The sequence below is a fragment of the Ruminococcus flavefaciens ND2009 genome, from assembly GCF_000621785.1.
In the GTDB taxonomy this organism is placed as follows: domain Bacteria; phylum Bacillota; class Clostridia; order Oscillospirales; family Ruminococcaceae; genus Ruminococcus; species Ruminococcus flavefaciens_C.
Map to the genome: position 1 here is coordinate 59997 of NZ_JHXI01000018.1, position 20687 is coordinate 80683.

Below are 20687 nucleotides of genomic sequence, written 5' to 3' on the forward strand. Positions count from 1 at the left end.
TTCAAAGTAGAAAAAAGTACGATAGAATAGTGAGGTAAATAATAATGACTACTAAAAACGATATAGAAAAGGTACTCTGGAGCGCCTGCGACAGCTTCAGAAACAAGATAGACAGCTCCCGTTACAAGGACTACATACTCGCCATGCTCTTCGTCAAGTATCTGAATGACGTTTACAACGAGACAAAAGCTAAGTATATCGAGGAATACAAGGGCGACGAAAGACGTGTTGAACGTGCTATGCGTAATGAGCGTTTCACACTGACCGAGACTTCTACTTTCGATTATCTCTACGACAACCGCACCGATAACGAGATCGGTCAGAAGATAAATGTTGCCCTTGCCGAGATCGAAAATAACAACAGCGAGAAACTCCGCAACGTGTTCCGTGCTATCGACTTCAACTCCACTGTTGACTTCGGCGAGACTAAGGACAAGAACGCTATCCTCCGTAATCTGCTTGAGGATTTCCATGAGCTTGACCTCCGTCCTACGCAATTGGACAGCGCAGATATTATCGGTGACGCTTATGAGTACATGATAGCTAACTTTGCTTCCGATGCAGGCAAAAAGGGCGGAGAATTCTTTACCCCAAGTCAGGTCTCAAAGCTCGTTGCTGAGCTTGTTTCGCCGCAGGAAAATGAGAGAATTTACGATCCTACCTGCGGAAGCGGCGGTTTGCTCCTTAAAGCGTACAATAAAGTGCAGTCCCACAAAGCAGCCGTTTACGGTCAGGAAGTCAATAACCAGACATGGGCGCTGTGTAAGATGAATATGTTCCTCCACGGTGTTGATGATGCTGTTATCTGGCAGGGCGATACCCTTGCAAATCCTCAGAATATCAAGGAAGACAAGCTGATGAAGTTTCAGTGCGTTGTGGCAAATCCGCCTTTCTCCCTTGATAAATGGGACAGCGGTTTCCTCTCGGGACTCAGCGGCGAGGACAAGAAAAAAGAGAAGATGAACGCTTCACTTGATCCCTTCGGACGCTTTGCATGGGGAGTTCCTCCGACTTCAAAGGGCGACTATGCCTTTGTTCTGCATATGCTCCACAGCCTTGACGAAAACGGCGGACGCATGGCGGTTGTTCTTCCTCATGGTGTACTTTTCAGAGGTGCAAGCGAGGGCAAAATTCGTCAGCAGATAATCGACTTCAACCTGCTTGACGCTGTTATCGGTCTGCCTGCAAACCTGTTCTACGGTACGGGTATTCCTGCCTGCGTTCTTGTTTTCAAGAAGAACCGCAGTAAATCTGATGTGCTGTTCATTGATGCAAGCGGTGACGGTAATTTTGAAAAAGGCAAGAACCAGAACATTCTCCGTGACAGCGATATAGAGCGTATCATTGATACTTACCGCAAGCGTGAAGCCGTGGACAAGTACAGCTATGTTGCCGAAAAGAGCGAGATCATCGAGAACGACTACAACCTCAATATTCCCCGTTATGTCGATACTTTCGAGGAGGAAGCCCCCATTGATATTGATGTTGTCAAGGCTGACATTGCCGCAACAGAAAAGGAAATCGCTGAGGTGCAGGCGAAGATGGACGAGTTTTTGAAGGAGTTGGGATTATGAAGAAAATATATAAGGCATATGGTGAATTGGATTATATAAAGGAAGTAGAATTGCCAAGTCATTCTATAGAATGTGCATACTGTGGAAATACAATTGCTCCTAATACAGGTTTTTACATAAAAAGTCAATATGAAGATATTTTTGTGTATAAATGCCCCTTATGTACAAATCCAATAATATATAACAGTTATACTGATGAATCATTTCCCGGATCTATGTATGGTCGTGATATAAAAGGACTTCCTGAAAATATTCAGACGCTCTATGATGAATGCAGAACTAACTATTCTAACAAGTGTTATACATCATCTCAGATGATTGCAAGAACACTTCTTATGCATATTGCTGTTGAGCAAGGCGCAAAAGAAGGAGAAACATTTGCAAAGTATATTGATTATCTTGAGAACAATGGGTTTATACCGCCTAACGGTAAAAAATGGGTAGACTTCATTCGCAAATCAGGAAATGTTGCCAATCATCAGATAGTTATTAAAGAAAAGGAAGAAACAGAAAAGGTTATTACCTTTCTGTCATCGTTGCTGTTGTTTATTTATGAGCTGCCTAATGAAATGAGCGAAGGTGATAAAACATGACCTCAGAAACAAAAGAACGCATAGCCGACATAAATAAAGGTATCATCCCCGAAGGCTACAAGAAAACAAAAGTCGGTATTGTGCCTGTGGAGTGGGAAGTTGAGCAAATAGGCAAATATTTAGTTGAATATAAAGAAAAAAGCACAGAAAACAATCAATATCCTGTCTTAACATCTTCAAGAAAAGGTTTAATGCTACAAACAGATTATTTTAAAGATAGACAAGTAACAACAGAGAATAATACAGGCTACAATATTATTCCTTACGGATATTTAACGTTTAGAAGTCGAACAGATGACGGAAGATTTGTGTTTAACAAGAATACGATTATAGATAAAGGAATAATCAGTTACTTTTATCCTGTCTTTTCTTTTAAAAAGAAAGTTAATACAACATTTATGTTGGAATTGCTCAATTTTTCTATATATCATCGTTTTATGCCTTTTGTGGAAGGAACGGCTCAGCAAGTTTTATCACTGAAAAAACTTGGAAATCTAATCTACGCAATTCCCCCATTCCCCGAACAGCAAAAGATAGCCGAGATACTCTCCACGCAGGACAAGCTGATAGAATTGCAGGAAAAGAAGATAGAGCAGTTGAAAGAACTGAAAAAAGCCTATCTGCAAAAGATGTTTCCGCAAAAAGGCAGTAAATACCCCGAACTCAGATTTAAAGGATTTACTGATCCTTGGGAACAGTATAAGTTTTCTGAAGTGTTCACAATACTGCAAAATAATACTCTATCGAGAGCTGAATTAAGCGATTCAGGCTGCGGATATACAGTCCATTATGGCGATGTTCTTATTAAGTACGGAGAGACTCTTAACGCTACATCAGAACAATTACCTTGTATATCCTCGGAGAGCGTACTATCCAAATTCAAGGCTTCATTTTTGCAGGACGGAGATATTATAATCGCTGATACTGCCGAGGACGAAACTGTTGGAAAATGTACGGAAATATGCGAGATTCAGGGCAAATCTATTGTCTCAGGGCTACATACAATTCCTTGCAGACCTCAATGCAAGTTTGCCTCTGGATACCTCGGATACTACATGAACTCAGGGGCATATCACGATCAACTACTTCCGTTAATGCAAGGAACAAAAGTGACTTCAGTATCTAAATCAGCATTACAAGGGACCTCATTGAAAGCTCCAGATTCTACTGATGAGCAAGAGAGAATTTCGAGATGCTTTAGTGCTTTGGATAATCTTATTACCCTTCATCAGCGTAAGTCAGAACAGGAAAAACAAAAGAAAAAAGCCCTTATGCAATTATTGCTTACAGGAAAGGTTAGGTGTATATGAGCGACGAAAACAATAATACTATTATTACAGAATCTGATAAAGAAACATCAAAGCCTAAAGAAAATGGATACTCTATATATGAATACCTAAAAAAGAATACTTCCATTTTGATAGCTGTTGTTTCAGCATTAATTGCAGTTGTTACCATGATTTTGAAATTTGGCTCTTACCTTTATCATATTGCATATTTGAACTATTGGAATATTGATCCTAAACTTGTTTCTACACCGGAAACATATTGGTTGCAAGACATAGCACTTTCTTTTGCTTTATTAGTAACAGGTATTATTTATATGAGCTTAATGAATGAAACAATGAGTACATTTAGAAAGCATATGATTTATATAAAAACCGCGAAAAAAATATTAAGTAATAATGATTTTAGATTCAATAAATCTAAAAAAACAACAAAGGGAAAAAAGCCAATCACCAAAAAGCACAAAGATTTAATGGATAATCTTGATATCAAATTAAATAAGAATGAATACGAAGAATTAAAGAAATGGTGCAAGCAAGCAAATATTAATGCCTGGAGACAAGTTATCGGTTACTTTGTATTATTGGAAATAATATGGGGAGTAGTTATTTACATTGCATATTTACAGCAAGGGAATATACATAGTAAATCGTTAATACTATTTTTAGCAGCAATTTTTATTTCAGGATTATTCATTGCAATTACTGGTTACTTTTTTTCAAGCATAAACAAAGAAAAAATCAAAAAAGAATGTATAGAAGAATTGGAAAAAGCTGATGAAAGTAATTATGAATTACCAATGTTTCCAATTAGAAAATTGGATAAACTTGGTATAAGATACTTCCTATCGAATAGATATATTGTTCGAGGGTTCGCAATGATGATTATTATTTTTATTGGTTTCTTTATTATGGAATATAATCAAGGCAGACAAGATGCTGAAAATCTAAAAAATCGCATTTCAATTACAAAAATTAATAATAACAATTATTCTGTTATAATACATGATACCGACAGTTTCATAGCTGAAAGAATCGAAATAAACGACAAAGATGCTATTGTTTATGTAAATGAGCAAATAATAGTACCTAAAGACAATATTGAAATAACTGTCAGATCTTTTGATAGTATTTCAAGAGCATAAATCTAAAAGGTGGTGATTTAATGGAAAAAGACGCATACCTCGAAGATAACATAAGCAAATACCCTGCCATTGAATTACTGAAAAAGCTCGGCTATACCTATCTCTCTCCCGAGGAGTGCGAAGCTCAGCGTGATGGGCTTTATAATGTTATCCTCAAAGATGTTCTGCGTTCACAGCTCAGCCGTCTGAATAGCTATACTTTCGGTGATACTGAATATAAGTTTTCAGCCGAAAATATCGAGCGAGCAGTTGACGAGATAGATGAACCTCTTGCTGACAACCTTGTTGTGTCAAGTGAGAAGGTCTACAACGATATTATGCTTGGTCGCAGCTATCCCGAAACTCTCCCCGATGGCAGAGCCATTAACTTTAATCTGAAATACATAGATTGGGACAATATTTCCAATAACGTCTTTCATGTTACTGAGGAGTTCACGGTTCACAGCGCAGACCGCCAGCATGACACACGCCCCGATATTGTTCTTTTCGTTAATGGAATCCCTTTTGCCGTTATAGAGTGCAAAGCACCGACAATCTCCGTAGAACAGGCGGTTGAGCAGACTATCCGCAATCAGAAACAGGAATACACTCCGCAGCTTTTCAAGTTTGCTCAGATAGTCGCCGCAACAAATAAAAACTTCTTCAAATATGCGACCACAGGAACTGCGAAGAAGTTCTGGAACGTATGGCGTGAAGAAGATACCGAGTGGCTTGACGAACTGCTTTCACAGCATATCACTGACCGCAGTATCACTCAACAGGACAGGGATATCGTGTCGCTCTTTGACAGGCATAGACTTATGGAGCTTACAAAGTATTTCATTGTCTTTGATGCGAACATAAAGAAAATATGCCGACACCAGCAGTTTTTTGCTATCCGAAAAATAATAAAGACTATCAACACCGATGATGAGAACGGCAATCGTCAGAGTGGTGTTATATGGCACACTCAGGGAAGCGGAAAGTCCCTTACAATGGTAATGCTTGCAAAATATATCCTCATGGAACTTACAAGCTGTCACCCGAAAGTTATCATAGTTACCGACCGTAAAGACCTTGATAACCAGATTGCCAAGACATTTGCACACACCAGACTTTCACCGGCAAAAGCCACATCCGGAAAGCATCTTGTCGAGCTGATACAGAGCGATAAAGCTGATGTTGTAACAACGATAATCAATAAATTCAATACTGCTGAAAATCAGAAAGTTAAGATAAATGACCGCAATATATTTGTGCTTGTAGATGAAAGTCACCGCAGTAACTATGGAACACTTGCGACTAAAATGCGAATAGTTTTCCCTTGTGGATGCTACATAGGCTTTACAGGTACTCCGCTGATGAAAAAGGAGAAATCCACTGTCGGACGGTTCGGCGGCGGTGACTATATTCACAAGTATACTATCAAGGATGCAGTTGATGATAAAGCGATAGTTCCGCTTATTTATGAGGGACGTTTTGTGGATCAGAAAGTTGATGAAGATAATATAGACCTGTGGTTTGAGAAAACTACTCGCCGTCTTAACGAGCGTGAGCGTGAGGATCTGAAGCAGAAATGGAGCAGCATCAAGCGCCTGACTTCTACCGATGCGAGAATTCGCAGGATAGCTCTTGACATTGAAGAGCACTTTACAGACAGCGTAAAGAATACAGGTATGAAAGCAATGCTTGCAACCAATTTCAAGCGTGACGCTGTACGTTATCTTGAAGTATTTGAGCAGCTTGGAAGTCTTAACTGCGCTGTTGTTATATCAGCTCCCGATATGCGTGAGGGTGAAGACGATATACTGTCCGAGACAGATAACAAAGTCATAGCGTTCTGGAACAAGATGATGAAACAGTATGGCGATGCAGATACATACGAAGAAACTATCAAGAATAAATTCTGTGACGGCGACATCGATATCCTCATAGTATGCAGTAAGCTGCTTACGGGTTTTGATGCACCGGTGTGTCAGGTTTTATACATTGATAAAGAACTGAAAGAACACGGCTTGCTTCAGGCTATTGCCCGTACAAACAGACTGTATGACGGCAAGGATTATGGTCTCATTGTTGACTATCGAGGACTTATTCAGAAACTCGATACTGCTATGAATATGTACAGCGGCGCAGGTCTTGAAAACTATGAAGGCACTGATCTTTCAGGAGCTATCGTTGACGTTATGACAGTTGTAGGAGAACTTCGTGAAGCATATTCTCAGCTCTGTGAACTCTTCATAAGCATCAGAAACAAAAATGATGTAAATGAATATGAGGATAAGCTGGAAGATGAAGATTTACGAAATGACTTCTACAATCTTCTCTGTAAATTCGGAAAAGCTCTTGCTATTGTAGTCAATTCCGAGAAGGCTTACGAAGCTGTACCACGTGATGAGATAAATAAGTACAAATCTGAATTCATCATGTTCTCTAAGATCAGAAAGTCTGTAAAACTCCGCTATGCTGATGCTATCGATAATAAGGAATATGAGCCTATAATGCAGAATTTACTTGATCAGAACCTTTCTGTAACAGGCTTGAAAATCGTTACGGCTCCCGTTGATATTCTGGATTCAGACGGACTTGAAAAGGAACTGAACGAACTTGGCTCTGCAAGATCAAAGGCAGATGCCATTCGTTCAAGAATGACTAAAAGCATATCCGAAAAATATGATGAAAACCCTGCTTATTATGATAATTTCTCAAAGAAAATAAAAGAAGCTCTCGAACTGTACAAAAAGCAGGTAATAAGCGAAGCAGAGTATCTTGAAAAGATGACTAAGATCATGGAGGAATACCGCAGCGGAAAAACTGAACTCAAATATCCTGAAAGAATTAAAGACAATGTTCATGCTCAGGCGTTCTATGGAGTTGTTTCAGCGATACTTGATGAAGTAATACCACTTTCAGAAAACAGAGATATAGTAGCTGATCTGTCGGCGGATATAACAGACATAATAAAGGAATACAGCAAAGTAGACTGGACCTCAAACATTGACATTCACAAGAAAATATCTCATGCACTAGACGATCTTCTATACGATTACAGCGACAATAATAACTGGGATCTTAGCTTTGAGATTATGGATAAGATCATTGATAACGTTAAAACCATTGCACTCAGGAGGTTTTAATGAAAATATTGTCAACAGAAACAAGAAAAGTAAAAACCGAGTGCGGAGATATTGAATACATTTTTGAGCGCAAGAATATCAAAAACATAAATCTCAGAATACGTCATAATGGAAGTATTTTTGTTTCAGTGCCTGAGAATGTTGCCGAGAGTATAGCAGATTCTTTTGTTATCAGCAAGTGCAGGTATATCAGAAATGCTGTTGATACTTTTGAAAGCAATGAGATACCTAAAACTGAAATGAAGTATGTCAGCGGAGAAAATGTTACACTTCTCGGAAAGAATATGCGGATAAGCATTATCAAAGATGCAGAGGAATATGTAAATACCGACGGTATATATGTTTACATTCATGTAAAACGTCCCGACTATTATAACAGAAAAAAGAACCTTCTCAACAACTGGCTGAATGAACAGTGCGGTATCATCTTCAATGAAATAATGCACGAAGTTCATCAGAAATTCATTCCGTATGGAGTTGATTATCCGCAGTTGAAACTTCGCAATATGATGTCCCGTTGGGGCAGCTGTCTGCCGAATAAAGGTATAATAACACTTAATAAACGATTGATCGAGGCTCCTAAGAACTGCATTGAATATGTGGTGTATCATGAGTTCTGTCATTTTATTCATCCTAATCATTCAAAGCAGTTCTACTCTCTTTTACAGGTAATGCTGCCTGATTGGAGAGAGAGTAAACGTTTTCTTGAGAACAGTATTGTTTTATGAATAAACCTCTAATACAACAATCCCGAAAGCAGTCAGCTAAAGACCGCTTTCGGGATCATTTCTTTTATTTAGTTTGCAGGAACTCTTTAAGCAGGAATGCACAGAAATACGGAAATGAATACACATTGTCCGAATAACCGACATTACCGTTGAACAGCTTAACACCGAATTTAATATCCGCGTATTTATCGGAGTTTATCAGCGTTTTAAGGGACTTCGCCCTGCCGTTCTCAGCCTTGACTTCAACAGGCACAAGCGAATCCTTAGTACGCATGAAGAAATCCTGTTCAAGCGTGGAGTCCTCACGACGATAGTAATAGAGGTCGCAGCCGCTTTTAACAAGAGCTTCTCCAACGATGTTTTCATAGAGAGCGCCTTTATATACACCAAGGTTTTTGTTTGCACGGAGGTCGTCCTGTGCTTCATCGTCCAGCATTGCCACTAGCAGACCGCTGTCTGCAAAATATAGCTTGAACTTATCCTCATCATAGTTACCCTTTAGTGGCAACTCAGGAAAGTTTAGACAGTAACAGGGATTGACGATGCCAGCATCAACGAGCCAGTCTATACAGCCACGGTAATCGCGGAAACGAGCTCCAGAGGCTACCTTTGAGATCTGAAACTTCTTGTTCTCCTTTGCAAGCTGCGGAGCGATCCGATTGAACACGTTAAGAATACGAGTCTGGTCAACGCCTTCTGCGTATTTACGAATATCCTCCTTGTAGTCCGCGAGAAGCTGTCTTTGCGTATCAAGGGAGCCTTCAAATGTGCCGTTTTCGATATACTGCGAAACCACCGCAGGCATACCGCCAAGCACACAGAAGTCGAGGAATAGCGAGCGGCAAACCGAGAGCTCCAGCTCACTGAACGGCTTCTGCTCTATCATGTGGCTGAACAGTTTCTCACGGAATGAATCGTCATAACCTTTCGCCCAGAGAAATTCCTCAAAATCAAGCGAACGCATAGTAAAGTCTTTCTTATAGCCGACGCTATTGCTCTCGATTTTTCGGTAATTGATACCGAGCATGGAGCCGCTGCATATCACATCGAAACGGCCATCCTGCTTGAAGAATTTGAGACTTGTGGCAATATCGGGAAAGCTCTGTATTTCGTCAAAAAATATAAGTGTTTTGCCGTCAATGAACTTCTTGGACGGATCAATGAGCGAGATGTTTTTTATAATATCGTCAGTTTTGTATCCGTCGGAAGTGATCATCGTGTATTTTGGTTCTTCAACAAAATTTATTTCAATAAAGCTGTCATAATTGTCAGCGGCAAAGTGCCTTATGGATTCCGTCTTGCCGACCTGACGTGAGCCTTTTACTATAAGTGGCTTTCTGTCCTGTTCGGATTTCCAATCAGTGAGAAACTTGTCTATTTTACGCGGCATATACATATACACTGCACCTCCTGTCCTCTCTATGATACAATAAACAGAGCCAAAAGTCAAGCGGTTTCACACATTTTTATAGCCATTAACAAACCTATTTGCACAAAATTATAGTGAATAATTGCCGTATCGACACATATTTGTATTACAGTTGGTAGAGCAGTGCATGAACTATAACATACTTATTGGACTTATACTATTTGACAACTGTTCTGACACTGAACATCTTATGTGTCACCTTGATACCGACTTTAAATTTTGAAACATCAAAAGATTCGGATTCAGTTTTTGCAGAAACAGACGGCTTCTAAGGGTTATTGTCAGGAGTAGGTATGCCGTAGTGTGCGGTAACAAACTCCTGTTTGGGGACAGTTGTTATAACGGCAGCGGCAATAGTGTCTGTTGGAGATTCATTGTTCTCAGGAGCGTCCTTAGCCTATATATTATATCACAGATATATGCGGTTTTCAATATGGCAGTGCAAATAACAACTGCTCGACTTTTATGCCATTCTTTTTCGAGTAGGAAGCTCCGTAACAATCAGTGTGTGTTCCGACTACAAGCAGCAGGTCGGAATCATCTATCATATGCTCATCTGCGAGGTCATAGCATTTATTGGTGTAGTGATGTGAAACGATCGCAACATTATCCGAATCGGCGTGAAGTCTGAAAAAACGGTCACGGTGCTCCTCAACCCAGTTTGTAGATTGCTCCTCATATGGCATGGCGATGTTCAGCTCGATGTCGTTGTACATAGCCAGTGCTGTTATTATCTCTCCGCACCACAGCGGCACTCCATACTCACAGTTTATCCAGAACCTGTCATATCCCTTGCAGTAAAGCTCCCATATCTTCTCACAGAGCTTTGCTTTTATCTCGGGATATGGAGGTTCATTTTCATTTTTGCAGACGAGTTTCAGTTCCTCGCCTGTTGATATGATCGTACAAGTCAATTTATTCACCTTCCAATTCTATTTTTCTTATTATACCATTATCTTATTATATACGCAAGTGCGTACACGCAGAAGCGTATTAATTTGTATAATAAAAGAAATAATAGATGGTGGTGAGGAATATGTCAGTTGTAAAGGAAGCTGTTGTACAGAGACTAAAGAGCATATGTAAAGACAGAGGGATAGCTGCTAATGAACTGGCAAATCTCTCAGGTGTGACACCGTCAACGGTTTACAGTCTCCTTAATCCTGAACGTAAAAATGCTTCTATAACTACGATAAAAATTCTATGTGACGGATTAGATATGACTTTAGGCGAGTTTTTTAGTTCGCCCGAGTTTGATGACCTTGAACAGGAAATAAAATAACAATATCCCTGTGACCAGAGCGATTTTGTACCTGATTACAGGGCCCTTTCATTTATAACACCGAATCAGCAATTATTTCTGCACTTACCATTGCTTTATTGCAGATAAAATGATAGAATGTAATTATCAGGGATTATCTGGAACAGAAAGAGGGCAATCATATGAAATACTCCGAAGTGCAGAAAATAGCGAAAGACACGATAGAATACATAAAAAATGAGATACATACAGGTATGAAGCTGACCGAGGTACGTCGCCTCTGCGAGGATAAAATGCTTGCGTTGGGAGCAGATTCGTTCTGGTACTGGGACATTGGTGCATTTGTTTTCTCAGGTGACGAGACCACAGTATCAGCCTCCGGCAGGGAGTATGTGACCTCCGACCGACTTATCGCTGCTGATGACATCATAACTATTGACCTCAGTCCGCAGAACGACAATATATGGGGCGACTACGCAAGAACGATAATTCTCGAGGACGGCAAAGTAGTTGATGATATAAGCAGTATCCGCAGCGATGAATGGCGGAACGGTCTGCTTATGGAGGAGGAACTTCACGCTGAAATGCTCAGCTTTGCGACTCCGCAGACCACATTTGAGGAACTGTATTTCCATATTAATCAGCTAATAACTAATCGCGGATTTATCAACCTTGACTTTCTCGGCAATCTCGGTCACTCGATCGTAAAGGACAAAAACGACCGTATTTACATCGAAAATGGCAACACTGCACTGCTTTCGTCAGTGGATTATTTCACTTTTGAGCCGCATATCAGCGTCAAGGGCTCAAAATATGGGTATAAGAAAGAGAATATTTATTATTTTGTGGACGGGAAGCTTAAAGAACTATAAGAAAGAAGGCACCTGTTATGGGAAACTCAAAATCACGGGGAGCAGTTCTTGCTGTTTTTGTCGTATTATGTATGCTGCTGACAGCCTGCGGCAATGGGGCAAGTTCAGCGGAAGGTACTCAGTCGGAAGTCAGGACAACAACGGCTTCTGCAGCGGCGGCCTATCAGCAGATAACACAGGAAAAGGCTAAGGAAATGATGCAGGCTGACGACGGACACATTATCGTCGATGTGCGGCATCAGGACGAGTATGACAGCGGTCATATCCCCGGTGCGATTCTTATTCCGAACGAGTCTATCGGTACGGAACAGCCAAAGGAATTGCCCGACCTCGACCAGGTAATTCTCATATACTGCCGAAGCGGTCGACGCAGCAAGGAAGCTTCGCAGAAGCTGGCTGATATGGGATATACCAACATTTACGAGTTCGGCGGAATTATCGACTGGACCGGAGATGTAGTCACAGATCAATAAAAAAGAGTATTATTGTTTTATATAAAGCCATTTAATTGGAGCAGATGGAGTTACTGAACTTATAGGAAAGAGTGATTTTGAAATGAGTATGGGTTATGCGGCACGGTGTAGAATCAAAAACGAAAATGAAGCTGAAGTTGTGTATGAATATGCTTGTTATAATCTTAATAACGATGATTACGAGCTTGCTAAAGAATCATTCTGTGGTCTGATTACAATCAAGAAAAATGCTTTTGTTGAACCCGAGATACACGAAAAAATCAAACGATTTCCTAACGGGAAAAAGGAACTCATAATTAAAAGAGTTAAAAGAGAAGTTGATTATGAAACTCTTTTTGATACTGGACAAATAACGGTCAAGAATAGTACTTACTGTTGGAAAACTATTTCTGGGTTTGATATAATGGCACTGAAATTGATATGGAAGATATTTAGTATATATCAGGATAATTCGCTGATACCGAAAAGTATAGCTATAGATTATTAAATGAGGCGATAATATGTTCAAAAACAAAGTAGCAGTAGTAACAGGCGGTGCAAATGGTATCGGTAAGTGTATAGCCGATGAATTCTGCAAGAATGGTGCGGCTGTGTGCGTTATCGACAAGGCGGAGGGAGACCACTTCATCGGCGATATTTCCGACAAGTCCGTGCTTGAAAGGTTTGCGGCGGAAGTCATTGCAAAGCACGGACACATCGACTTCCTCGTCAACAACGCTCTGCCGCTGATGAAAGGCATTGACGAGTGCAGCTATGAGGAGTTCCAGTACGCACTGTCAGTGGGAGTGACTGCGCCGTTTTACCTGTCGAAGCTGTTCGCACCGCACTTTGGCAATGGCGGCAGTATCATCAATATTTCGTCCTCCCGTGACCGTATGAGTCAGCCGCAGACCGAGAGCTATGCAGCGGCAAAGGGCGGTATAGCTGCCCTCACTCACGCACTTGCGGTGAGCCTTGCAGGGAAGGTGCGTGTGAACTCTATTTCTCCAGGCTGGATAGATACGTCCTACAAGGTCTACGAAGGTTCTGACGCTTATCAGCAGCCCTGCGGTCGTGTGGGGAACCCCATGGATATTGCCAATATGGTTCTGTTTCTCTGCTCCGACAAGGCAGGCTTCATCACAGGCGAGAATATCTGCATTGACGGCGGTATGACAAAGCTGATGATATATCACGGCGACAATGGCTGGGAGCTGAAATAAACACTATTACATGCGTTATAAAGTTTTTGAAAAAAGTATTGACAATTAAAAATGATATTGCTACAATAAAGATACTGTATGAAACTTCGATCGAATGTACAGACTCTAATTATGCGGAGGTATATTATGACCAAAGAAGAACTTCATAGGTATATTGAGGAAAGCAAGGGCAATGAAAGTAACATTTGTCAGATATGTGCTTACAAAGACGGTAAAATGGTATACAGTGACACATGGCATGATTACAAGAAAGATGACTGCGTACATATAATGTCCGCTACAAAAAGCGTTATGTCGCTGCTTATCGGTATTGCTCTTGATAAAGGGCAGATAGGCAGTATCGACGATAAAGTTCTTGACTATTTTCCTGATTATAAAGTCAAACGCGGCGAAAAGACCATATACGATGTTACTATCAAGCATCTGCTGACAATGAGAGCGCCTTATAAAGGCAAGGGCGATCCCTGGTCAAAGGTGTGTTCAAGCGATAACTGGACATACGCTTCCCTTGATTTTCTTGGAGGCAGGAACGGTCTGACAGACGAATTCAACTATAAGACGGTATGTCTGCATATTCTGACGGGAATACTGTACAAGGCAACAAATATGAAAACTGTGGACTATGCAAACAAATATCTTTTCGGACCGCTGGGTATAAGACCGTACTCGATCTACATAGCAAAAACAGCAGAGGAACACAAGCAGTTTACCATAGAGAAAACTCCCAAAGGCAATGTATGGTTCTGCGATACAGAAGACCTGGGAACTCCGGGATACGGACTTTGTATGTCGGCTGAGGATATGGCTAAGATAGGGCAGCTTTGCCTGAACAAAGGCGTTTATAACGGAAAGCAAATAATCTCAGCAAGTTGGATAGAAGAAATGACTTGTCCCAGAGCTATTGAAAATCAGAACTGGCAGGGCATGGAATACGGCTATCTGTGGTGGATACTTGACCGTGAAAAGAATATATACGCCGCTCTCGGAAACAGCGGCAATGTCATTTACGTTAACCTTGAAAAGAATATCGTTATAGCTGTAGCGTCCTATTTCAAGCCCACTGTAATGGACAGGTCTGATTTCATAAGAAAATACATCGAACCATTTGTGTGTGATATACCACGGCGATAATGGCTGGGAGCTGAAATAAAACAGTTTGACCAAGCAGAAAGGATAGCCTAATGGGGAAATGCTTGTATACCACAGCAGTTATGAAGAAGTTCAGAAGCCTGAGATCAGAACAGCGAGAAATACCAAGGACTTTGGTGTCGGCTTTTATTGTACCGTTATAAAGGAGCAAGCTGAAAGATGGGCGAGAAGGTTCGATACGCCTGTTATAAATGTGTATTCACTGCTTATCAATGAAAAACTGGATATTCTCGAATTCAAGGAAATGACAGACGAATGGCTGGATTTCATAATCGACTGCCGAAGCGGTAAGCCTCATAATCACGATATTGTGATAGGAGCAACGGCAAATGATCAGATTTATAATTTCGTTTCAGATTACATTGATGGTATCATAACCCGTGAACAATTCTGGGCTCTTGCCAAATTCAAGTATCCGACACATCAAATTGTGTTTTGTTCCGATAAGGCTCTTGAATGTCTTGCATTTCAGAGATCGGAGGCGGTCAAAAAATGAGCGGAAGAGAAGATAAAAAGAGCAACGACCTGTTTTATACTTGTAGTCTGATAGGCTATATTGCAGGAAAAACCAGTAACAAGCCATCGTACATCGTAAGCTTGCTCGGGAAAGAAGCCATTTCCAAAATATATGAGCTTGCAGATGTTTATCATAGCGACAATATCGACAGAGTTGCCGATGATCTTATAACCGATCATAACATTACTAACGGAAGCTTTGATAACGTTGCTGAATGTGAATACTCAATACCTACTCACTGGGATATAGGCAAGGTCTACAAAAGGCTGATACTTGCTGTTTCGGAGAACAGCGGTGATGACATAATTTCTTCGCTTATGAATGCTTACAGCTCGAAGATCGTGGATCTTATCGAGGATTATAACAGTAGCTTTTACTATGATAATCCCGGAACGATTTTTGCAACTTATCAGAATAACTGCATACCCGAATGATCACTTCAAACCGATTTGCACCAAAACATAGCGAATAATTCTTGTTTTATCACATTTTTCAATTTGATGATAAATGAGCTACACTATGAAATAAGCCGCAGGGTAATCCCTGCGGCTTATGTTTTACCAATCATCTTCATTATCATCCCAGCGGCGGCGTTCTTCTTCCTCTTCTTCACGGCGGTATTCGCTGTCGTCCCAGTTGTAAACGTATTCGCCTCTGTCCCAACTGTAGCCGTTTTCGTCTATGTATTCGTATTCGCCTGAATCGTAATTATAGCAGTATTTTGGCATACTTTTCACCTCCCAGTGAAATGATCTTGTTATACCACTCGTTGAGTTCTTTTACAAGTGATTTAATTTCAGCTGAGCCTTTTTTACTTGTTACTTTGCAGATATTGGTGATGATATCGTGATACTGTCCATTATTACGATAATGAAAGGATACATAATTGCATTCGTCAACATTGAACGTTGAATATATATACGCATAATTATCGGCATTTTCTTTAAAACGCTTTATCATATTTGCATCATTAACGCTGCAGCCTGTTTCATTGCATACTTTTATGAGCCTCTCCATTTGTTCAGTCTGAGAATCATGATGCAGTTTACAAGCCATTTTTATCATATCATCGATTTTATTGAATGTATCTTTATTATGAGTTATAGCTTTCTTTAAAGCAACAGCAGCTGCTTTTTCATTTCCTATTTCAAGCATTTTTTCAATCACATTACTAAGGAATGGAAAAACAACAGTGATATTTTTATTATTGTAAATTCCGATAGTAAATTCATCTGAGAAATAATCAATGACTTTTTCGTTTTCGGAATTTGCAATCGCTTCGATCAAATCTTCATTTTTGTAAATAAAAGCAGGATTAATTCCATTCCATGTCAGTTGATGCATTTCGGGTATTTCTCTTGCCCGCAGTGATTCTAAAATATCGTAATCTTCGTTTTCTATTGCCAGTGCAATAGTTTGAGTTCTGAGTCTGTCTTGAAATCGTATTTCTGTAGGGAGGCGGTTCTCTGGATAGTTCTTGGCAAGCTCTTTAGGTTTTATAGATGTTCCTGCTCTATAACCATACATATCACAATCGTCTGTATTTGGGTCAACAAACCAGATAAAACCTTCATCAAGAAGATACTTCATAAAAGCATAGTTCTTGAATTCGAGAGCGTAGTCAATAACAGTTTTACAGTATTCATCACAATTGAGGAAAATGGTGTCTTCACGCTTCATATATTCGTCCCAGACTTTTCTGTCGTGTGACTGAGCAATTTCATAATTCGTGACGTGATTTCTTGTAGAAGCATATTGCTTACCAGCCGAAAGTATCTCCTCACAGGAAACGCAGAGAAGCTTTGATATTATTGCCAGATGCTCTATTGTGATACCTTTATTTCCGCTGAATATTTGTGAAAAAGTGCTTTTTGTCGTTTTTAAATCTTCATTCAAATCATCTCCTGTATAATCAATATTTCTGTATTTTTCTTTTAGGTAAGCTCTGCTGAAATCAGCATCTTTTTCAAATCCTCTTTCTTTTATCAGTTTTTTCAGATATTTGCCTATATTTTCTTTGCTTTCCAATAAAAACATAGTTTCAACCTCCTGTGAATTTCTAACATCATTATACAACGCTGACTCGGAAATTGCAATCACAAAAATGTGTACACTAAAAATGTACAGTAACAAGCTTGTACACTTTCAGTGTACAAGGTATGATAATTCTTGAATATTTGATAATAACTAAGCCGCAGGGTGATCCCTGCGGCTTTTTTGCATATTGCGTAATTTGAACAGCTTGTTTATTTCAGCAATTCCTGTGCTCGTTTGTGTATCTGCTCCTCGATGAGCTTCAGTCGCTTACTATCGAGATTATACCTTGAATGGCGCTTGAAGCGGAAGTCGAGCAGCCTGCGAAGTCCTTCTCTGTGCCTGTTGCTGAGTACCTTTTTAGCAGTATCGATGAAGTCATCATACACGCACGGTACGAGTGTATCCGCATAATCGCTGAGTGCCTTATCGGAGACAAGATCGTCCCTGCCTGCAAGATTGAACAGGGAGTTGCCGTGGTCGAACAGCGGTGCAGGAGCAGCTATCTTGTTTGTACGGTTATCCACCAGAAATCCGAAGTTCCCGAAATGTCTGTCTACGTTGCAGATTATTGCATCAAGCACAAGCATATCATCAAGCGCATTTATGAACTCCTCGCCCAGCAACTTGTAATACTCACGGACAGCTTTCATACCGCCCTTGCTGACAAGTCTGCCTATCGGCATAAAGGAGTAGTCCTTGCTTGTGAACAGTTCGCAGGTGGAGCACAGTTCACCCTGCCATTTTGACAGCCCATAGGAGATAGCGTTGATACCCAGAGCGTCTGCTATCTGAGCAGCGTAAAATTCCGAATATGGCTCATTGCCTGTATTTGAAGCTCCGCTTGTTCCGCCTTTGTAAAGTCTGATAACTCCGTTCTCTCTGCGCCAGCACTTTGGCAGCATACCATTCGTTGTGAACTCAGGACAGGACGCCAGAGAAGTTCTCACAGAGCTGCCGTAGCCTGTGAAAGCGATAAGTCCCAGCACTCTGCTGAACCTGTTTTCGTACAGATTGTACTGCGAGAAGCCACCCTCAAAACCTTCCTCAACCACCCAGTAGCAGTCGTTCAGCGACAGTCCCTTTGATACGCTTAGTATACTCATAGGACGGTTGAGATTGAGTCCGCACTTGCTGAGGAAGCTGTGGACGTATGCTCGATTCTTCGGAATAGTCCTGTGCCTCAGCCAACGCGAAACGCTGTCGCCGTCAATATCCATATCAAGAGGCAGTAACGCCTTCTTTTCTTCGTTCACCCAGAGTATTTCTATCTCGGGCGTGCTTGTATCCTCTGTCGCTGTGAACCTCATTAGCGGAGTATCAAAGTGCCGCAGTTCATATGCCATGTTACCGCCTCCTTTCGTTTAATGTAGTTATTATACCACAACAGAGCGATTTAATCAAGTGACATTTATGCTATATTCTCATTAGCCTCTGATACTCCTCAATCTCAAGCTCACCATTGGCAGCCTTCTGCCGCAGCTCAATAGCGTACTCACCCCACTCAGCAAACTCAGACTTGCTCATCTTCTTTTTCATAAAACGAGCGTAGTGCTGCTTGTAGGCGCGGTTGTATATCTCCCACACAGGATCATTCTTGAGCTTGTCCTTGAAGGTGTGACGCATTGAGATGTCACGGCAGGACTTGGGCGGATTGCTGCTTATGAGTCGCTTGCAGTAGTGGGAGAAGGTGGTATGCTTCATGATGAACCACCGACCACAGTTGCGGCACTTGACAGGCATGAACTTCTCCTCGATGCACTTGAACAATTCAAAATACAGAAAGGCTCCCAGCGATGTGAAACGATAGGTCTTACAAAGTATGGGACCTTTTTTCGTTTCAATTATTGTATGTCCCATGCACATACTGCCGCTGGACTCCAGATTCATATACGAATTGCTGAGATTATGTGTTGCGGTAAACTTCTGAAATACTTCGATGACCTTTTCGCTTGCCGGATAGTTATTGTGGTCACAGAGTTCGTCTGCAAATGGCATAAAAACATTTTTTAATCGCAGCAGGTCTGCAACAAATGTTTCAAACTCATCAGCTATCCTTCTGATATGTGAAATGAATTCTATCGCGTACTGTTTTTTCTCGGAATCATTCAACGCTTTTTCATCATCAAGATGATAGTCAGGAAGCCGTTTGAGCTCGTTGAGGTTTTCGCTGATATATCCGTTGTCTACTCCTTCTGACCTGTCTATAAAATAATAATCGTCATCCTCTTCATTGTTTTTCTGTCCTCTATAATAATTCACAAACAAGTCATCATAATAAGCAAACAAGTTTTGCAGAACACCTCTGCGGAAGTGCTGTTTGTCATACGGCGGAAGCTTCTTTGCGATATCAAAGATACGCTCATAAGCGTCTTCAACCTTTTGTGCTCGCTCACCGATTGCATACGGTTGATACTCAGAACTGATGTTCAGCTGCGATTTTGCACGTTTACAAACATCATAAACATATTCCAGATCCTTTATATTTGCTGAAAAATAGCGAAGAAGTATTTCTCCGAGCGGGTACTCTCTCCCGTCTGATAAATATATCTTGCGGTCGTGGTAATGCACTTCTATCTCAAACATAGCTTCTCCTTTCAGAATTTGTGTTCGCAGTAGTTGATACAACTATCAGAACACTTGCGATCAATAATCATCTGCATAACGCTTTTAAATTTGATTGTTCACAAAAAGTTTACAAATAATAGATAATAAATCGAAACTGATAGAGTTATTATACAACATCTATTGACTTCTGTCAAGGTCTGGTGTATACTGAACACAGTTAAGACGTCCGGACAACTCTTGACATCACAAGTAAAAACTCGAAACGCGAAAGGAAGATGTAGATGAAAAACATGAACGTGACTAACTGCACAAGCTATTCTAATGGCGTCAACTCTCCGCTTGAGTATCTCAACATCACTACGCCTGCCGAGTTCAAGGTGGTGATGGATCTACTCTGCTACTACGACAGCGAAAAGAAAACCTCGACCATAAGCCGCACAGGTATCGCAAGAGATACTGCGATGTCGGTGAGCAATGTTGAGCGCGCACTGAAAACTCTTGCGCAGAAGGACATCATTCGTATCCACAACAACTATGCTGACAACGGTCGTCAGGTCGAGAACTCATACGAAGTCGCATTCCTGAATTACGACATGGACGAGGACAAGCTCCGCGACGCAGAGTTGGCATTGAAATTTAAAAGCTGATTGTCATAGGGGCTGTGTCATGATGTCATAGGCTTATATATTAAGTATACAAGAGAATATATACTTAATACAGAGAAGGAAGATATATATTAC

Annotated in this window: 21 protein-coding genes; 15 read left to right on the forward strand and 6 right to left on the reverse strand. The window is 40.7% G+C overall.

Annotation, left to right across the window (positions count from 1 at the left end; genetic code table 11):
* Positions 1–44 precede the first annotated feature (44 nt).
* Genes T488_RS0106015 through T488_RS17115 form a run of 6 tightly spaced genes read left to right on the forward strand, consistent with a single transcriptional unit; the run spans position 45 to position 8442 of the window.
* A complete protein-coding gene (locus T488_RS0106015) occupies positions 45–1574 on the forward strand; it encodes a type I restriction-modification system subunit M (protein ID WP_028520016.1) in 1530 nt (509 codons plus the stop codon).
* Entirely contained in the window at positions 1571–2167 is a 597-nt protein-coding gene (locus tag T488_RS18645; RefSeq protein ID WP_051536350.1) for a DUF4145 domain-containing protein, read from the forward strand. The genes T488_RS0106015 and T488_RS18645 overlap by 4 nt, the downstream gene beginning before the upstream one ends.
* Entirely contained in the window at positions 2164–3477 is a 1314-nt protein-coding gene (locus T488_RS19255; protein ID WP_082320446.1) for a restriction endonuclease subunit S, read from the forward strand. The genes T488_RS18645 and T488_RS19255 overlap by 4 nt, the downstream gene beginning before the upstream one ends.
* Positions 3474–4598 carry a hypothetical protein gene (locus T488_RS0106030; protein WP_028520017.1) on the forward strand — a complete coding sequence of 375 codons (1125 nt, stop codon included), beginning with the start codon at positions 3474–3476 and terminating at the stop codon, positions 4596–4598. Before T488_RS19255 ends, T488_RS0106030 begins: the two co-directional genes overlap by 4 nt.
* A gap of 20 nt (positions 4599–4618) precedes the next feature.
* On the forward strand, positions 4619–7714 hold the full coding sequence (locus T488_RS0106035) for a type I restriction endonuclease subunit R (protein WP_037297260.1): 3096 nt from the start codon (positions 4619–4621) through the stop codon (positions 7712–7714).
* Complete coding sequence (locus T488_RS17115; RefSeq protein ID WP_051536352.1) at positions 7714–8442, forward strand: M48 family metallopeptidase; 729 nt, start codon at positions 7714–7716, stop codon at positions 8440–8442. The genes T488_RS0106035 and T488_RS17115 overlap by 1 nt, the downstream gene beginning before the upstream one ends.
* 64 nt (positions 8443–8506) lie before the next feature.
* Here T488_RS17115 and T488_RS0106045 read toward each other — a convergent pair whose 3' ends face one another.
* Together T488_RS0106045 and T488_RS0106050 are read right to left on the reverse strand one after the other, a co-directional pair.
* Positions 8507–9838: an ATP-binding protein gene (locus tag T488_RS0106045; protein WP_028520019.1), complete on the reverse strand. Its 1332-nt coding sequence runs from the start codon at positions 9836–9838 to the stop codon at positions 8507–8509.
* Between the two features lie 461 nt (positions 9839–10299).
* A complete protein-coding gene (locus T488_RS0106050; RefSeq protein WP_028520020.1) occupies positions 10300–10785 on the reverse strand; it encodes an SLOG family protein in 486 nt (161 codons plus the stop codon).
* 122 nt (positions 10786–10907) lie between these two features.
* On the opposite strand from T488_RS0106050, the gene T488_RS0106055 reads away from it, so the two are divergent.
* The 8 genes from T488_RS0106055 to T488_RS0106090 all read left to right on the forward strand — a co-directional run bounded on the left by T488_RS0106055 (position 10908) and on the right by T488_RS0106090 (position 15779).
* On the forward strand, positions 10908–11153 hold the full coding sequence (locus T488_RS0106055; protein WP_037297264.1) for a helix-turn-helix domain-containing protein: 246 nt from the start codon (positions 10908–10910) through the stop codon (positions 11151–11153).
* Positions 11154–11314: 161 nt separating this feature from the next.
* Complete coding sequence (locus T488_RS0106060) at positions 11315–12004, forward strand: M24 family metallopeptidase (protein ID WP_028520022.1); 690 nt, start codon at positions 11315–11317, stop codon at positions 12002–12004.
* Positions 12005–12021: 17 nt separating this feature from the next.
* A complete protein-coding gene (locus T488_RS0106065; RefSeq protein ID WP_028520023.1) occupies positions 12022–12477 on the forward strand; it encodes a rhodanese-like domain-containing protein in 456 nt (151 codons plus the stop codon).
* Positions 12478–12559: 82 nt separating this feature from the next.
* On the forward strand, positions 12560–12964 hold the full coding sequence (locus T488_RS0106070; RefSeq protein WP_028520024.1) for a hypothetical protein: 405 nt from the start codon (positions 12560–12562) through the stop codon (positions 12962–12964).
* A 13-nt stretch (positions 12965–12977) separates the two neighbouring features.
* On the forward strand, positions 12978–13679 hold the full coding sequence (locus T488_RS0106075; protein ID WP_028520025.1) for an SDR family oxidoreductase: 702 nt from the start codon (positions 12978–12980) through the stop codon (positions 13677–13679).
* A 126-nt stretch (positions 13680–13805) separates the two neighbouring features.
* Positions 13806–14810 carry a serine hydrolase domain-containing protein gene (locus tag T488_RS0106080; RefSeq protein ID WP_028520026.1) on the forward strand — a complete coding sequence of 335 codons (1005 nt, stop codon included), beginning with the start codon at positions 13806–13808 and terminating at the stop codon, positions 14808–14810.
* A 58-nt stretch (positions 14811–14868) separates the two neighbouring features.
* Positions 14869–15324, forward strand: coding sequence for a DUF3990 domain-containing protein (locus T488_RS0106085; protein WP_028520027.1), 456 nt, complete (start codon positions 14869–14871; stop codon positions 15322–15324).
* On the forward strand, positions 15321–15779 hold the full coding sequence (locus tag T488_RS0106090) for a hypothetical protein (RefSeq protein WP_028520028.1): 459 nt from the start codon (positions 15321–15323) through the stop codon (positions 15777–15779). Before T488_RS0106085 ends, T488_RS0106090 begins: the two co-directional genes overlap by 4 nt.
* 123 nt (positions 15780–15902) lie before the next feature.
* Here T488_RS0106090 and T488_RS19815 read toward each other — a convergent pair whose 3' ends face one another.
* The 4 genes from T488_RS19815 to T488_RS0106110 all read right to left on the reverse strand — a co-directional run bounded on the left by T488_RS19815 (position 15903) and on the right by T488_RS0106110 (position 19965).
* A complete protein-coding gene (locus T488_RS19815; protein WP_196243276.1) occupies positions 15903–16073 on the reverse strand; it encodes a hypothetical protein in 171 nt (56 codons plus the stop codon).
* Positions 16054–17382, reverse strand: a complete 1329-nt coding sequence (locus T488_RS0106100; RefSeq protein ID WP_028520029.1) for a helix-turn-helix domain-containing protein — start codon at positions 17380–17382, stop codon at positions 16054–16056. Before T488_RS0106100 ends, T488_RS19815 begins: the two co-directional genes overlap by 20 nt.
* Before the next feature lie 209 nt (positions 17383–17591).
* Positions 17592–18725 carry a protein kinase gene (locus tag T488_RS0106105; protein WP_028520030.1) on the reverse strand — a complete coding sequence of 378 codons (1134 nt, stop codon included), beginning with the start codon at positions 18723–18725 and terminating at the stop codon, positions 17592–17594.
* Between the two features lie 70 nt (positions 18726–18795).
* Positions 18796–19965: a DUF6076 domain-containing protein gene (locus T488_RS0106110; RefSeq protein ID WP_028520031.1), complete on the reverse strand. Its 1170-nt coding sequence runs from the start codon at positions 19963–19965 to the stop codon at positions 18796–18798.
* Positions 19966–20228: 263 nt separating this feature from the next.
* Between T488_RS0106110 and T488_RS0106115 the strand changes: the two genes are divergently transcribed.
* A complete protein-coding gene (locus tag T488_RS0106115) occupies positions 20229–20594 on the forward strand; it encodes a hypothetical protein (RefSeq protein ID WP_028520032.1) in 366 nt (121 codons plus the stop codon).
* Positions 20595–20687 lie beyond the last annotated feature (93 nt).

Coding starts and splice junctions, on each gene's coding strand:
- T488_RS0106085 (WP_028520027.1), top strand. CDS start 14,869: ATGCTTGTATACCACAGCAGTTATGAAGAAGTTCAGAAGCCTGAGATC.
- T488_RS0106070 (WP_028520024.1), top strand. CDS start 12,560: ATGAGTATGGGTTATGCGGCACGGTGTAGAATCAAAAACGAAAATGAA.
- T488_RS0106110 (WP_028520031.1), bottom strand. CDS start 19,965: ATGTTTGAGATAGAAGTGCATTACCACGACCGCAAGATATATTTATCA.
- T488_RS0106060 (WP_028520022.1), top strand. CDS start 11,315: ATGAAATACTCCGAAGTGCAGAAAATAGCGAAAGACACGATAGAATAC.
- T488_RS0106035 (WP_037297260.1), top strand. CDS start 4,619: ATGGAAAAAGACGCATACCTCGAAGATAACATAAGCAAATACCCTGCC.
- T488_RS0106015 (WP_028520016.1), top strand. CDS start 45: ATGACTACTAAAAACGATATAGAAAAGGTACTCTGGAGCGCCTGCGAC.
- T488_RS18645 (WP_051536350.1), top strand. CDS start 1,571: ATGAAGAAAATATATAAGGCATATGGTGAATTGGATTATATAAAGGAA.
- T488_RS19255 (WP_082320446.1), top strand. CDS start 2,164: ATGACCTCAGAAACAAAAGAACGCATAGCCGACATAAATAAAGGTATC.
- T488_RS0106090 (WP_028520028.1), top strand. CDS start 15,321: ATGAGCGGAAGAGAAGATAAAAAGAGCAACGACCTGTTTTATACTTGT.
- T488_RS0106045 (WP_028520019.1), bottom strand. CDS start 9,838: ATGTATATGCCGCGTAAAATAGACAAGTTTCTCACTGATTGGAAATCC.
- T488_RS0106065 (WP_028520023.1), top strand. CDS start 12,022: ATGGGAAACTCAAAATCACGGGGAGCAGTTCTTGCTGTTTTTGTCGTA.
- T488_RS19815 (WP_196243276.1), bottom strand. CDS start 16,073: ATGCCAAAATACTGCTATAATTACGATTCAGGCGAATACGAATACATA.
- T488_RS0106100 (WP_028520029.1), bottom strand. CDS start 17,382: ATGTTTTTATTGGAAAGCAAAGAAAATATAGGCAAATATCTGAAAAAA.
- T488_RS0106115 (WP_028520032.1), top strand. CDS start 20,229: ATGAAAAACATGAACGTGACTAACTGCACAAGCTATTCTAATGGCGTC.
- T488_RS17115 (WP_051536352.1), top strand. CDS start 7,714: ATGAAAATATTGTCAACAGAAACAAGAAAAGTAAAAACCGAGTGCGGA.
- T488_RS0106080 (WP_028520026.1), top strand. CDS start 13,806: ATGACCAAAGAAGAACTTCATAGGTATATTGAGGAAAGCAAGGGCAAT.
- T488_RS0106105 (WP_028520030.1), bottom strand. CDS start 18,725: ATGGCATATGAACTGCGGCACTTTGATACTCCGCTAATGAGGTTCACA.
- T488_RS0106075 (WP_028520025.1), top strand. CDS start 12,978: ATGTTCAAAAACAAAGTAGCAGTAGTAACAGGCGGTGCAAATGGTATC.
- T488_RS0106055 (WP_037297264.1), top strand. CDS start 10,908: ATGTCAGTTGTAAAGGAAGCTGTTGTACAGAGACTAAAGAGCATATGT.
- T488_RS0106030 (WP_028520017.1), top strand. CDS start 3,474: ATGAGCGACGAAAACAATAATACTATTATTACAGAATCTGATAAAGAA.